We start from the raw sequence: 12940 nt of genomic DNA on the forward strand, positions 1-12940 counted from the left end.
TTCTCCCAAGTCGGCTTACAAACTTTGACGTTTACGTAAGTCCCAACCCATCTAACCGATTGAAAATGCTCACTCCAAAATAATCGTTTGAATTTATCTCGCACCGGGGCTATTGGGTGCGGCGAAATCTCGCGGGTTTCCGCAGCATTCCGGCCTCTTCCTCGATGCCGTCATCAAGTCGCTAAAGACTTGAGGCACCGTAACAGACAAAGGGAAAATATCCTCACATGGCACGCAACAAGATAGCGCTTATCGGCTCGGGCATGATCGGCGGCACGCTGGCTCACATGATCGGCCTCAAGGACCTCGGCGACGTGGTTCTGTTCGATATCGCCGAGGGTATTCCGCAAGGCAAGGGGCTCGATATCGCGCAGTCGTCGCCGGTCGATGGTTTCGACTCCCGGCTGACCGGCGTCAACGACTATGCCGGCATCGAGGGCGCGGATGTCTGCATCGTCACCGCCGGCGTGCCGCGCAAGCCGGGCATGAGCCGCGACGACCTGCTTGGCATCAACCTCAAGGTCATGGAACAGGTCGGCGCCGGTCTGAAGAAGTACGCGCCGAAGGCCTTCGTCATCTGCATCACCAACCCGCTCGACGCCATGGTCTGGGCACTGCAGAAGTTTTCCGGCCTGCCCAAGACCCATGTCGTCGGCATGGCCGGCGTGCTCGACAGCGCGCGCTTCCGCTATTTCCTGGCCGAGGAATTCAAGGTCTCGGTCGAGGACGTCACCGCCTTCGTGCTCGGCGGCCACGGCGATTCCATGGTGCCGATGATCCGTTATTCGACGGTATCGGGCATTCCGCTGCCCGATCTCGTCAAGATGGGCTGGACCTCGAAGGAGAGGCTCGACCAGATCGTGCAGCGCACCCGTGACGGCGGCGCTGAGATCGTCGGCCTGCTCAAGACCGGCTCGGCCTACTACGCGCCGGCCGCCTCGGCGATCCAGATGGCAGAAGCCTATCTCAAGGACAAGAAGCGCGTGCTGCCGTGTGCCGCCCACCTCTCCGGCCAGTACGGCGTCAAGGGCACCTATGTCGGCGTGCCCGTGGTGATCGGCGCCGGCGGCGTCGAGCGCATCATCGAGATCGACCTCAACAAGACCGAACAGAAGATGTTCGATAGTTCGGTGGCGACCGTGCAGGGCCTGACCGAGGCCTGCGTCAAGATCGCGCCGCAGCTCGCCTCGAAGTGAACCCCCGCCAAAACGTCAATCCCGGCAAAACGGCAATCCTGGCAAAAAAGACTTGGAGATAGTTCCCAATGAACATCCATGAATATCAAGGCAAGGCGCTGCTGAAGAGCTTTGGCGCGCCGGTGGCCGAAGGCGTGCCGGTGTTCAAGGCGAGCGAGGCGGAAGCCGCCGCCAAGGCGCTGCCCGGCCCGCTCTATGTTGTGAAGAGCCAGATCCATGCCGGCGGCCGCGGCAAGGGTAAATTCAAGGAGCTCGGCCCCGACGCCAAGGGCGGCGTGCGGCTGGCGAAGTCGGTGGCCGACGTGGTCGCCAACGCCAACGAGATGCTCGGGCACACGCTGGTGACCAAGCAGACCGGCCCGGCCGGCAAGCAGGTCAATCGTCTCTATATCGAGGACGGCGCCGACATCGAGCGCGAGCTTTATCTGTCGATCCTGGTCGATCGCTCGGTCGGCCGTGTTGCCTTCGTCGTCTCGACCGAAGGCGGCATGGACATCGAGGCGGTCGCGCATGACACACCGGAAAAGATCATCACCGTCGCCATCGACCCGGAAAAGGGTGTCACATCGGCCGATCTGAAGGCGCTCAACGGCGCGCTGAAGCTCGACGGCGACGCGGCCAAGGACGGCGATACGCTGTTCCCGATCCTCTACAAGGCCTTTGTCGAGAAGGACATGAGCCTGCTCGAGGTCAACCCGCTGATCGTCATGAAGAACGGCCGGCTGCGCGTGCTCGACGCAAAGGTGTCGTTCGACAACAACGCGCTGTTCCGCCACCCCGACGTGCTCGAACTGCGCGACACCACCGAAGAGGACGAGAAGGAGATCGAGGCGTCGAAATACGACCTCGCCTATGTCGCGCTCGACGGCAATATCGGCTGCATGGTCAACGGCGCCGGCCTCGCCATGGCGACGATGGACATCATCAAGCTCTATGGCGCAGAGCCCGCCAACTTCCTCGATGTCGGCGGCGGCGCGTCCAAGGAAAAAGTGACGGCGGCGTTCAAGATCATCACCAAGGATCCGGCGGTCAAAGGCATACTGATCAACATCTTCGGCGGCATCATGAAGTGCGACATCATCGCCGAGGGCGTGATCGCCGCGGTCAAGGAAGTCGGCCTGAAAGTGCCGCTGGTGGTGCGCCTTGAGGGCACCAATGCCGAACTCGGCAAGAAGATCATCAACGACAGCGGCTTGAACGTGGTGTCGGCGGATGATCTCGACGATGCGGCCAAGAAGATCGTGGCGGCGGTGAAGGGCTGAGCCTGTGCCTCCGCGCAAGATAAATCTCGTCGAAGCGGCGGATCAAAAGATCAGCAAGGTCTTCGATCCGCATATCGCCGGCGACGTCAATGACAGCCAGGCGAAGGTCGCCAAGTTCGGCGAGATTTTCGACTGGCATGCGCATGAGCATGAGGACGAGGCTTTTCTCGTGCTGCGCGGGCGCATCGCCATCGATTTTCGCGACGGTCCGGTCGAACTCGGCGAGGGCGATTTCATCGTCGTGCCGCGTGGCGTCGAGCATCGGCCGCGGTCGCTCACCGCCGAGCCCGTGGTGTTGATGTTCGAGCCGGCGACGACGCTCAACACCGGCAACGCCAAGAGCGATCTGACCGTCACCGACCTGAAGCGGCTCTGACCATGAACGCGGCTTCCTTCTCCTCGCTTTCCGCCGATCACCAGCGCTTGCAGGCGCTGGTCGGCGCGTGGCGCGGCGAGGAAGAGGTGGCGGACACACAATGGGCCGATGGCGGCGCAGCGACTTCGGACGTGCTGGCCGAGGCGCAGTTCGGGGGCCTGTTCGTGGTGCAGCGCTATCGCCAGCGCCGCGACGGCACGATTTCGTTCGGGTCGCACAACGTGTTCGGCTTCGACCAGCAAAACAGCGTTGTCACCATGCATCAGTTTGATTCGATGGGCTTTGTTCCAGCATCGCCTGCGTCCGGTGTCTGGAACGGCGACGAACTCATTCTGGAGCGGTCGTCGCCGCGCGGGTCCGCGCGCGTGACGTATATTTTTGACGATGCCGACATCTACCGCATGCGATTGCATTTCAAACCTGCCGGCAGCGATGCATGGCAAGACATGGTGAGCGGCGTCTACAAGCGCGTCTCGCCTTCCTCGATCAACGGTTTTTAGAAAAGGGCTCCGATGTCCATTCTCGTCGACAAGAACACCAAGGTGCTGGTGCAGGGCCTGACCGGCAAGACCGGCACGTTCCACACCGAACAGGCGCTGGCCTACCACGGCACCAAGATGGTGGGTGGCATCCACCCCAAGAAGGGTGGCGAGACCTGGACCGGGTCGAAGGGCGAGAGCCTGCCGATCTTCGCCACCGTCGCCGAGGGCAAGGAAAAGACCGGCGCCAATGCGTCGGTTGTCTATGTGCCGCCTGCGGGTGCCGCCGAAGCGATCCTGGAAGCGATCGAAGCGGAAATCCCGCTGATCATCTGCATCACCGAGGGCATTCCGGTGATGGACATGATCAAGGTCAAGGCGCGGCTCGACCGCTCGACCTCACGGCTGATCGGCCCGAACTGCCCGGGCGTGCTCACCCCCAATGAATGCAAGATCGGCATCATGCCCGGCAACATCTTTCGCAAGGGCTCGGTCGGCGTTGTTTCGCGCTCGGGAACGCTTACCTATGAGGCAGTGTTCCAGACCACCAATGTCGGCCTCGGCCAGACCACCGCCGTCGGCATTGGCGGCGACCCTGTCAAGGGCACCGAATTCATCGATGTGCTCGAGATGTTCCTCGCCGACGACGAGACCAAGTCGATCATCATGATCGGCGAGATCGGCGGTTCGGCCGAGGAAGACGCCGCGCAGTTCCTCAAGGACGAAGCCAAACGTGGCCGCAAGAAGCCGATGGCCGGCTTCATCGCCGGGCGCACCGCGCCGGCGGGCCGCACCATGGGCCATGCGGGCGCGGTCATCTCCGGCGGCAAAGGCGGCGCCGAGGACAAGATCGCGGCGATGGAATCGGCCGGGATAAAAGTTTCGCCCTCGCCGGCACGGCTGGGCACGACCTTGGTCGAGGCGATCAAGGGTTAAGGCAGTAAGGGAGTATGGCAGTAGGGCAGTAGGGAAATAGGAAGAACGGGACGAGCGGCGGCAACGCCACTTTCCTACTGCCCTATTGCCTTACTGCCCTACTCCCCTCCAAACGCAAGGAGACGGAGCCAGGCTCCGCTGAAACGACATGGCAAGACAAGATCAGGCCAACGACCAATTTTCGCTCACCTCATTCCTCTATGGTGGCAACGCCGATTACATCGACGCGCTCTATGCCGCCTATGAGGACGATCCCGCCTCGGTCAATCCCGAGTGGCAGGAGTTCTTCGCTGGGCTGAAGGACGATGCCGGCGATGTGCGCAGGAATGCCAAGGGCGCCTCCTGGGCAAAACCCTCATGGCCACTGCAGGCCAATGGCGAACTGGTGTCGGCGCTCGACGGCAATTGGGGCATTGTCGAGAAGCATCTGGAGAAGAAGGTCAAGGACAAGGCGGTCACCAACGGCGTTGTGCTCTCCGACGCCGACGTGCATCAGGCGACGCGCGATTCGGTGCGCGCCATCATGATGATCCGCGCCTACCGCATGCGCGGCCATCTGCACGCCAATCTCGACCCGCTCGGCATCGCCAAGCCGCTCGAGGACTACAACGAATTGTCGCCGGAGAATTACGGTTTTACCGAAGCCGACTACGACCGGCCGATCTTCCTCGACAATGTGCTGGGGCTCGAGTTCGGCACCATACGGCAGATGCTGGAGATCCTGACCCGCACCTATTGCTCGACGCTCGGCGTCGAATTCATGCACATCTCCGATCCCGAGGAGAAGGCCTGGATCCAGGCGCGCATCGAGGGCGCCGACAAGGAGATTTCCTTCACCGCCACCGGCAAGAAGGCGATCCTGCAGAAGCTGGTCGAGGCGGAAGGTTTCGAGCAGTTCATCGACGTCAAGTACAAGGGCACCAAGCGCTTCGGCCTCGATGGCAGTGAAGGCCTGATCCCGGCGCTGGAGCAGATCATCAAGCGCGGCGGCCAGCTCGGCATGAAGGAGATCGTGCTCGGCATGGCGCATCGCGGCCGGCTGAACGTGCTCAGCCAGGTGATGGCCAAACCGCACCGCGCCATCTTCCACGAGTTCAAGGGCGGCTCGGCCGCCCCCGACGAGGTCGAAGGCTCGGGCGACGTCAAGTACCATCTCGGCGCCTCGTCGGACCGCGAGTTCGACGGCAACAAGGTGCATTTGTCGCTCACCGCCAACCCCTCGCATCTGGAAATCGTCGATCCCGTCGTGATGGGCAAGGCGCGCGCCAAGCAGGACTATCTGTTCGGCCGCGGCCGCGAGGAGATCGTGCCGCTGGAAGAGCGGGCCAAGGTGCTGCCGCTGCTCTTGCATGGCGATGCCGCCTTCGCCGGCCAGGGCGTGATCGCCGAAATCCTCGGCCTGTCGGGCCTGCGCGGCCACCGCGTTGCCGGCACGCTGCATTTCATCATCAACAACCAGATCGGCTTTACCACCAATCCGCGCTTCTCGCGCTCGTCGCCCTATCCGTCCGACGTCGCCAAGATGATCGAGGCGCCGATCTTCCACGTCAATGGCGACGACCCGGAAGCCGTGGTCCATGCCACCAAGGTGGCGATCGAATTCCGCATGAAGTTCCACAAGCCGGTGGTCGTGGACATGTTCTGCTACCGCCGCTTCGGCCACAATGAGGGCGACGAGCCTGCCTTCACCCAGCCGATCATGTACCGCAACATCCGCACCCACAAGACGACGGTGCAGATCTATGGCGACCGGCTGATTGCCGAGGGTCACATCACCCAGGCCGAACTCGATCAGATGAAGGCCGACTGGCGCGCGCATCTGGAATCCGAGTGGGAAGTCGGCCAGCACTACAAGCCGAACAAGGCCGATTGGTTGGACGGCGCGTGGTCGGGCCTGCGCACGGCCGACAACCAGGACGAACAAAGGCGCGGCAAGACCGCCGTGCCGGTCAAGACGCTGAAGGAAATCGGCAAGAAGCTGACCGAGGTGCCGAAGGGTTTTGAGGCGCACAAGACCATCATCCGCTTCCTCGAGAACCGCCGCGAGGCGATTGAGTCCGGCGAAGGCATCGACTGGTCGACGGCCGAGGCGCTGGCTTTCGGCGCCATCCTGCTCGACGGCAATCCGATCCGCCTGTCGGGACAGGATTCCGAACGCGGCACCTTCTCGCAGCGCCATTCCGTGCTCTACGACCAGCGCGACGAGACCCGCTACATCCCGCTCAACAATCTGTCGGCGGCTCAGGCCGGCTACGAAGTCATCAACTCGATGCTGTCGGAAGAGGCGGTGCTGGGCTTCGAATATGGCTACAGCCTGGCCGAACCGAAGGCGCTAACCTTGTGGGAAGCGCAGTTCGGCGACTTCGCCAACGGCGCCCAGGTGGTGTTCGACCAGTTCATCTCTAGCGGAGAGCGCAAGTGGCTCAGAATGTCGGGCCTCGTTTGTCTTTTGCCGCATGGCTATGAAGGTCAGGGTCCCGAACATTCCTCGGCCAGGCTCGAGCGGTTCCTGCAGCTTTGCGCCGAAGACAATATGCAAGTGGCCAACTGCACCACGCCGGCCAACTACTTCCACATCCTGCGTCGGCAGCTGAAGCGCGACTTCCGCAAGCCGCTGATCCTGATGACGCCGAAATCGCTGCTGCGCCACAAGCGGGCTGTGTCGACGCTGCCGGAAATCTCGGGTGAAAGCTCGTTCCACCGGCTGCTTTGGGACGACGCCCAGCTGTTGCCCAACCAGGCGATCAAGCTCACCAAGGACAGCAAGATCCGCCGTGTCGTGCTGTGTTCGGGCAAGGTCTATTACGACCTCTATGAGGAGCGCGAGAAGCGCGGCATCAACGACATCTACCTGCTGCGCGTCGAACAGCTCTATCCGTTCCCGGCCAAGGCGCTGATCACCGAATTGTCGCGTTTCCGCAACGCCGAGATGGTGTGGTGCCAGGAGGAACCCAAGAACATGGGCGCCTGGTCGTTCATCGACCCGTATCTGGAATGGGTGCTGGCGCATATCGACGCCAAGCATCAGCGGGTGCGCTACACCGGCCGTCCCGCTGCCGCCTCGCCGGCGACCGGACTGATGTCGAAACATCTCGCCCAGCTCGCCGCCTTGCTCGAAGACGCGCTTGGCGAATAGAGCAGAATTGGGCGAATAACAGAACCGAAAGAAACGGACAGGCACAATGGCTACCGAAATCCGCGTTCCCACTCTCGGCGAATCCGTCACCGAGGCGACCATCGGCAAATGGTTCAAGAAGGTCGGCGATGCCATTGCCGTCGACGAGCCCTTGGTCGAACTCGAAACCGACAAGGTGACGGTGGAGGTGCCTGCCGCCGCCGCCGGCACGCTGGGCGAAATCACCGCCAAGGAAGGCGAGACGGTCGCTGTCGGTGCTTTGTTGGGCTCGATTTCGGCCGGTGGCGCTGCTGCCCCAGTGACCAAGCCACAGGCGGTGTCGCAGGCCTCGTCGCCGGATGCGGCGTCGACCGGCAAGCAGGCCGCGGCCGAGACCGCCAAGATCGCCGGTGACGCCGGCGCGGTCGAGCCGCGCAGCATGCCGCCGGCGCCGGCGGCGGCAAAGCTGATCGCCGAGAACAATCTGGCGGTCGACCAGCTCTCGGGTTCCGGCAAGCGTGGTCAGGTGCTGAAGGGCGACGTGCTTGATGCCATCTCCAAGGGTGCGCCGTCGCAGCCGGCCGAGACGCCCAAGGCAGCGCCGGCACCGGCGGCACCGATTGCCGTACGGGCGCCATCCTCCGGTGACGACGCCTCGCGCGAAGAGCGCGTACGCATGACCAAGCTGCGCCAGACCATCGCGCGCCGGCTGAAGGAAGCGCAGTCGACCGCCGCCATGCTCACCACCTTCAACGAGGTCGACATGTCAGCGGTAATGGCGCTCAGGACCAAGTACAAGGACGTGTTCGAGAAGAAGCACGGCGTGAAGCTCGGCTTCATGGGCTTCTTCACCAAGGCCGTCACCCACGCGCTGAAGGAAATCCCGGCGGTCAATGCCGAGATCGACGGCACCGACATCATCTACAAGAATTTTGCCCATGTCGGCGTCGCCGTCGGCACCGAGAAGGGCCTGGTCGTGCCGGTCGTGCGCAATGCCGACCAGATGTCGATTGCCGAGATCGAGAAGGAAATCGGCCGGCTGGGCATCGCCGCGCGTGACGGCAAGCTGTCGGTTGCGGACATGCAGGGCGGCACGTTCACGATTTCCAACGGCGGCGTCTACGGGTCGCTGATGTCGACGCCGATCCTCAACGCGCCGCAGTCGGGCATTCTGGGTATGCACAAGATCCAGGATCGGCCTGTCGTGGTCGGCGGCCAGATCGTCATCCGGCCGATGATGTATCTGGCGCTGAGCTACGATCACCGCATCGTCGACGGCAAGGAAGCCGTGACCTTCCTGGTGCGCGTCAAGGAAAGCCTTGAGGATCCGGAACGGCTGGTGCTCGATCTCTGAGTGATCCGGGATGGCCGAGCCCGCCGAGCCGATCGATCTGTTCGAATTGCTGACGACAGGCCGGGCGGGGCCGATCGAACTCGGTAAGAGCAGCCGCGAAACGGTTCGAGCCTTGATCGACCCGGAGGACCTGCGGGCGGACAATCACTATCGCCACGGGGACACCCATTCGGCATGGTGCATCTATGGCGCGACTTGCGAGTTCTTCTTCAGTCCCGATTTTCGCTTGCGGTCGATTAGCGTCGAGCCTGTCTTCGGAAGATTGCAGTCGGGTGGAATGATGCCGACCTGGTACGGCCATCTGGACGTCAATGTGGGGCGGCATCCGGTAACTTTTGCAGGCAGAAAGCCGATAGACATACATACTTTGCCCAAGGCTCTGCAGTTCCTGAACGAGAGTGAATTCAAGTGGACAATCGGCGGTGGTCGGGAGCGAGACATTTATATCGAGTTGGCGGAGAGCTCTCGCAACTTGACCCTCAAATACGAGGTGAACACCATTCCGGTCGACAGGGATAAAAACGTTGCGTTCGAGATAGATTATTTTCTCTCGACGGTCTTCATCCTCGATCAAGCTGTTCAAGGCGGATAGCCGTGACGATCCGTTCCTTCTTGTCCGAAAGCCTGTCGACGGCATCGATAGCGGTCGGGGCGGCGATGATCCCAGTCATCGCCCATGCCGCCTGCCCGATCGAACTCGCCGTCTATGGCGATGCGCAAAGCGGCAGCGAGATCGATTTTACGCCGACCGGCACCTCGGCTGTCGTCACCAACAGCTTCCGCATGATCCTCGACAACAATGTGGCGCTGAACGGCATTGTGATGTGGAACTCGGGTGAAGCGCGGCCGAACGGCTCCTTGATGTACAAATGCCCCGAGGGCGACGTCACGGGCGGCGAACTTGCCGCCTGCACGCTGTGGAACGGTGTGATCTATACGTCGGATGACAAGGGCTCGATCGGGTTGTTGCCGGCGCAGGGCGTCGATGCGCCGAAGACACTGATCTTTCCCGACCTTGGGCCGTCATTGCGGCATTCGCTGGCCTATGGCGGCAGTGGATTTTCGAAAGTGCCGTCGGATGTTTTTACGCTGAAGGGATGCCAGGAATGAGCGAGGCGCAAAAAGTCCTGCTGGTCACCGGCGGCAGCCGCGGCATAGGCGCCGCCGTCTGCCGGCTCGGGGCGAAGGCCGGCTATCGCCTGGCGGTCAACTACACGGCGAATAAGGCCGCCGCCGACGCGCTGGTCGCCGAGATCAAGGCCGCCGGCGGCGATGCGTTTGCGGTCAAGGGTGACGTCGGCAGCGAGGCCGATATCCTGGCCATCTTCGAGGCGGTGGACCGCACCTGGGGCCGGCTCGATGCTTTCGTCAACAATGCCGGCATCGTCGACGCCAAGGCGCGCGTCGACGAGATGAGCGTGGCACGGCTCGAACGCATGATGCGTATCAATGTCGTCGGTTCCATCCTTTGTGCCCGCGAGGCGGTCAAGCGCATGTCGACGCGCCATGGCGGTTCGGGCGGAGCGATCGTCAACATCTCGTCGGCCGCGGCGGTGCTGGGCGCGCCTGACAATTATGTCGACTATGCCGCCTCCAAGGGCGCCATCGACACGTTCACCGTCGGGCTTGCCCGCGAGGTGGCCGCCGAAGGCGTGCGCGTCAATGCGGTGCGGCCCGGCATCATCGACACCGACATCCATGCTTCCGGCGGACAGCCGGACCGGGTGGCGCTGATCCAGGACTCGCTGCCGATGAAAAGAGCCGGCACCGCGGATGAAGTCGCTAACGCGGTTCTCTATCTTCTATCCGACGCCGCGTCCTATACGACGGGTGCGATCCTGAATGTCAGCGGCGGCCGCTGAGCGCTCTCAAGCAGATCGAGCATGATGTTATCCGAAAACCGCGTCACACTTTTCGGCATCATGCTCAAAACAGAAGGACAGTATCATGGCTTATGACGTCGTTATCATCGGATCGGGACCCGGCGGCTATGTCTGCGCCATCAAAGCGGCACAGCTCGGCCTGAAGACGGCGGTGGTCGAGAAGAACGCCACCTTCGGCGGCACCTGCCTCAACATCGGCTGCATCCCGTCCAAGGCGCTGCTCTACGCGTCCGAGATGTTCGCCGAGGCCGGCCATTCCTTCGACACGCTCGGCGTCGAGATCGCGGCGCCGAAGCTCAATCTGAAGAAGATGATGGCGCACAAGGATGCGACGGTGTCGTCCAACGTCAACGGCGTCGCCTTCCTGTTCAAGAAGAACAAGATTGACAGCTTCCGCGGCACCGGCAAGGTGGTGGCGGCGGGCAAGGTCTCGGTCACCTCGGAGGACGGCAAGGTCGAGGAGATCGAGACCAAGAACATCGTCATCGCCACCGGCTCTGATGTCGCCGGCATTCCCGGCGTCAAGGTCGATATCGACGAGAAGGTCATCGTGTCGTCGACCGGCGCGCTGTCGCTGGACAAGGTTCCCGGCCATCTGGTGGTGGTCGGCGGCGGCGTCATCGGGCTCGAGCTCGGCTCGGTCTGGGCGCGGCTCGGCGCCAAGGTCACCGTCGTCGAGTTCCTCGATACCATCCTCGGCGGCATGGACGGCGAGGTCTCAAAACAGTTCCAGCGGCTGCTGTCCAAGCAAGGCTTCGAGTTCAAGCTCGGCGCCAAGGTCACCGGCGTCGCCAAGGCCAAGAAGGGCGCCAGCGTCACTTTCGAGCCGGTGAAGGGCGGTGCGGCTGAAACCATCGCCGCCGATGTCGTGCTGATCGCCACCGGGCGCCGCGCCTTTTCCGACACGCTCGGGCTGAAAGAAGCTGGCGTCGAGGTCGACGAGCGCGGCCGGGTCAAGACCGACGCTCATCTCAAAACCAACGTCCCCGGTATCTATGCCATCGGCGACGTCATCGCCGGACCGATGCTGGCGCACAAGGCCGAGGACGAGGGCGTGGCGGTGGCGGAAACCATCGCCGGTCAGGCCGGCCATGTGAATTACGATGTCATTCCGAGCGTCGTCTACACCAGCCCGGAAATCGCCTCGGTCGGCAAGACCGAGGAAGAGCTGAAGAAGGCGGGCATCGACTACAAGGTCGGTAAATTCCCGTTCAGCGCCAATGGCCGGGCGCGCGCCATGCTGCACACCGACGGCTTCGTGAAGATCCTCGCCGACAAGGTCAGCGACCGCGTGCTCGGCGTGCACATCGTCGGCTTCGGCGCCGGCGAGATGATCCATGAGGCGGCGGTGCTGATGGAGTTCGGCGGCTCGTCGGAGGACCTCGCCCGCACCACCCACGCGCATCCGACGATGTCGGAAGCGGTGAAGGAAGCGGCGCTGGCCACATTCTTCAAGCCGATCCACATCTGAGGCCTTTTATAAACTCGCTTCGGCGGCCATCTGGCGCGGTTTTCTGCGCTTCTCACAGCGCCGCGCGCCCTCTTGGACGCGCAAAGGACGCTGTGACACCTTTGACTGACGCATGATCCTTTCCGAAAATCGGACCGATTTTCGGGGTCATGCGCTGCTCACGGACCCAAATGTCCGCTGCGCGCCGGTTCTCGAAAACCACACCAACTGACTCTCCGGAGCGAGTTTCTGAAAAGGCCTCTTCACTGTCATCGCAAGCAAAACGGCCCGCCTTTCAGCGGGCCGTTCGTATCTGATATCGCGCCGATCAGTTGGCCGGTGCAGGCGCCGGAGCGGGAGCTGGCGCTGGTGCCGGAGCAGGCGCGGGTGCGGGTGCGGGTGCTGGCGCAGGGGCCGGAGCGGGCGCAGGCGCCGGAGCTGGCTCGGGTGCCGGAGCGGGCGCCGGAGCCGGTGTGCTGGCCGCTGGCGGTTCGGCGGGTGCCGGATGTTGGCCGCTTCTGCCGAAAACGTAATACGCGACAATCGCCAGGATAACGACGACCAGCGCAATCAGCCAGGGGCTGCCGCCACCGCCGCTTGGCCTGGGAGTGTCGTTCGATGGATTCGCCATAAAAGTGTCCTCCGTGGATGAAAATGATCAATCAACAGCCATCAACGTGCAACCGTTGAATGGGTTTCACGCTAGGGAAGGAAAGCGCCGAAAACGCGGCGTTTGGGCCCCCCAATGCCATCCGACTCAATTGACGGCAGTGACAGTATAGCCGGCTTTGCGAAAATCCTCGACCACTCCCTCGGACCGGGAAGGTGGCCCTTCCGCCAGCTTGATTTCGAGTGCCTCGCCGGACTGGCGGCGTTTCGCCACGCAGCG

The 12940-nt window shown here is 62.7% G+C and carries 11 protein-coding genes; all 11 read left to right on the plus strand.

Annotated features, from left to right (window positions below; all coding sequences use genetic code 11):
- The first annotated feature begins 227 nt into the window (after positions 1-227).
- The 11 genes from mdh to lpdA all read left to right on the plus strand — a co-directional run bounded on the left by mdh (position 228) and on the right by lpdA (position 12072).
- Complete coding sequence (gene mdh, locus DBIPINDM_RS18365) at positions 228-1196, plus strand: malate dehydrogenase (protein WP_258588563.1); 969 nt, start codon at positions 228-230, stop codon at positions 1194-1196.
- 68 nt (positions 1197-1264) lie between these two features.
- A complete protein-coding gene (gene sucC / locus DBIPINDM_RS18370; RefSeq protein ID WP_258588564.1) occupies positions 1265-2458 on the plus strand; it encodes an ADP-forming succinate--CoA ligase subunit beta in 1194 nt (397 codons plus the stop codon).
- 4 nt (positions 2459-2462) lie between these two features.
- Positions 2463-2834, plus strand: coding sequence for a cupin domain-containing protein (locus tag DBIPINDM_RS18375; RefSeq protein ID WP_115141878.1), 372 nt, complete (start codon positions 2463-2465; stop codon positions 2832-2834).
- A 2-nt stretch (positions 2835-2836) separates the two neighbouring features.
- The gene (locus DBIPINDM_RS18380) at positions 2837-3334 is read left to right on the plus strand and encodes a DUF1579 domain-containing protein (protein ID WP_258588565.1); all 498 of its coding nucleotides are present in this window, start codon (positions 2837-2839) and stop codon (positions 3332-3334) included.
- 12 nt (positions 3335-3346) lie between these two features.
- Entirely contained in the window at positions 3347-4249 is a 903-nt protein-coding gene (gene sucD, locus DBIPINDM_RS18385) for a succinate--CoA ligase subunit alpha (RefSeq protein ID WP_027042853.1), read from the plus strand.
- A 148-nt stretch (positions 4250-4397) separates the two neighbouring features.
- A complete protein-coding gene (locus DBIPINDM_RS18390; RefSeq protein WP_258588566.1) occupies positions 4398-7385 on the plus strand; it encodes a 2-oxoglutarate dehydrogenase E1 component in 2988 nt (995 codons plus the stop codon).
- A gap of 46 nt (positions 7386-7431) precedes the next feature.
- Positions 7432-8718 (plus strand): 2-oxoglutarate dehydrogenase complex dihydrolipoyllysine-residue succinyltransferase, encoded by a 1287-nt coding sequence (odhB, locus tag DBIPINDM_RS18395; protein WP_258588567.1) that lies wholly within the window; start codon positions 7432-7434, stop codon positions 8716-8718.
- 10 nt (positions 8719-8728) lie between these two features.
- Entirely contained in the window at positions 8729-9310 is a 582-nt protein-coding gene (locus DBIPINDM_RS18400) for a hypothetical protein (RefSeq protein WP_258588568.1), read from the plus strand.
- A gap of 65 nt (positions 9311-9375) precedes the next feature.
- Positions 9376-9828, plus strand: coding sequence for a hypothetical protein (locus DBIPINDM_RS18405; RefSeq protein WP_258589295.1), 453 nt, complete (start codon positions 9376-9378; stop codon positions 9826-9828).
- Positions 9825-10580, plus strand: coding sequence for an SDR family oxidoreductase (locus DBIPINDM_RS18410; RefSeq protein WP_258588569.1), 756 nt, complete (start codon positions 9825-9827; stop codon positions 10578-10580). The genes DBIPINDM_RS18405 and DBIPINDM_RS18410 overlap by 4 nt, the downstream gene beginning before the upstream one ends.
- Before the next feature lie 85 nt (positions 10581-10665).
- On the plus strand, positions 10666-12072 hold the full coding sequence (gene lpdA / locus DBIPINDM_RS18415; RefSeq protein WP_258588570.1) for a dihydrolipoyl dehydrogenase: 1407 nt from the start codon (positions 10666-10668) through the stop codon (positions 12070-12072).
- Positions 12073-12940: the final 868 nt, after the last annotated feature.

The organism is Mesorhizobium sp. AR02 (genome assembly GCF_024746835.1).
Lineage (GTDB): Bacteria > Pseudomonadota > Alphaproteobacteria > Rhizobiales > Rhizobiaceae > Mesorhizobium.

What these genes read in the sequence shown, in the direction of transcription:
- DBIPINDM_RS18400 (WP_258588568.1), top strand. Translation starts at nt 8,729, where the DNA reads ATGGCCGAGCCCGCCGAGCCGATCGATCTGTTCGAATTGCTGACGACA.
- sucC (WP_258588564.1), top strand. Translation starts at nt 1,265, where the DNA reads ATGAACATCCATGAATATCAAGGCAAGGCGCTGCTGAAGAGCTTTGGC.
- odhB (WP_258588567.1), top strand. Translation starts at nt 7,432, where the DNA reads ATGGCTACCGAAATCCGCGTTCCCACTCTCGGCGAATCCGTCACCGAG.
- sucD (WP_027042853.1), top strand. Translation starts at nt 3,347, where the DNA reads ATGTCCATTCTCGTCGACAAGAACACCAAGGTGCTGGTGCAGGGCCTG.
- lpdA (WP_258588570.1), top strand. Translation starts at nt 10,666, where the DNA reads ATGGCTTATGACGTCGTTATCATCGGATCGGGACCCGGCGGCTATGTC.
- mdh (WP_258588563.1), top strand. Translation starts at nt 228, where the DNA reads ATGGCACGCAACAAGATAGCGCTTATCGGCTCGGGCATGATCGGCGGC.
- DBIPINDM_RS18390 (WP_258588566.1), top strand. Translation starts at nt 4,398, where the DNA reads ATGGCAAGACAAGATCAGGCCAACGACCAATTTTCGCTCACCTCATTC.
- DBIPINDM_RS18380 (WP_258588565.1), top strand. Translation starts at nt 2,837, where the DNA reads ATGAACGCGGCTTCCTTCTCCTCGCTTTCCGCCGATCACCAGCGCTTG.
- DBIPINDM_RS18405 (WP_258589295.1), top strand. Translation starts at nt 9,376, where the DNA reads ATGATCCCAGTCATCGCCCATGCCGCCTGCCCGATCGAACTCGCCGTC.
- DBIPINDM_RS18410 (WP_258588569.1), top strand. Translation starts at nt 9,825, where the DNA reads ATGAGCGAGGCGCAAAAAGTCCTGCTGGTCACCGGCGGCAGCCGCGGC.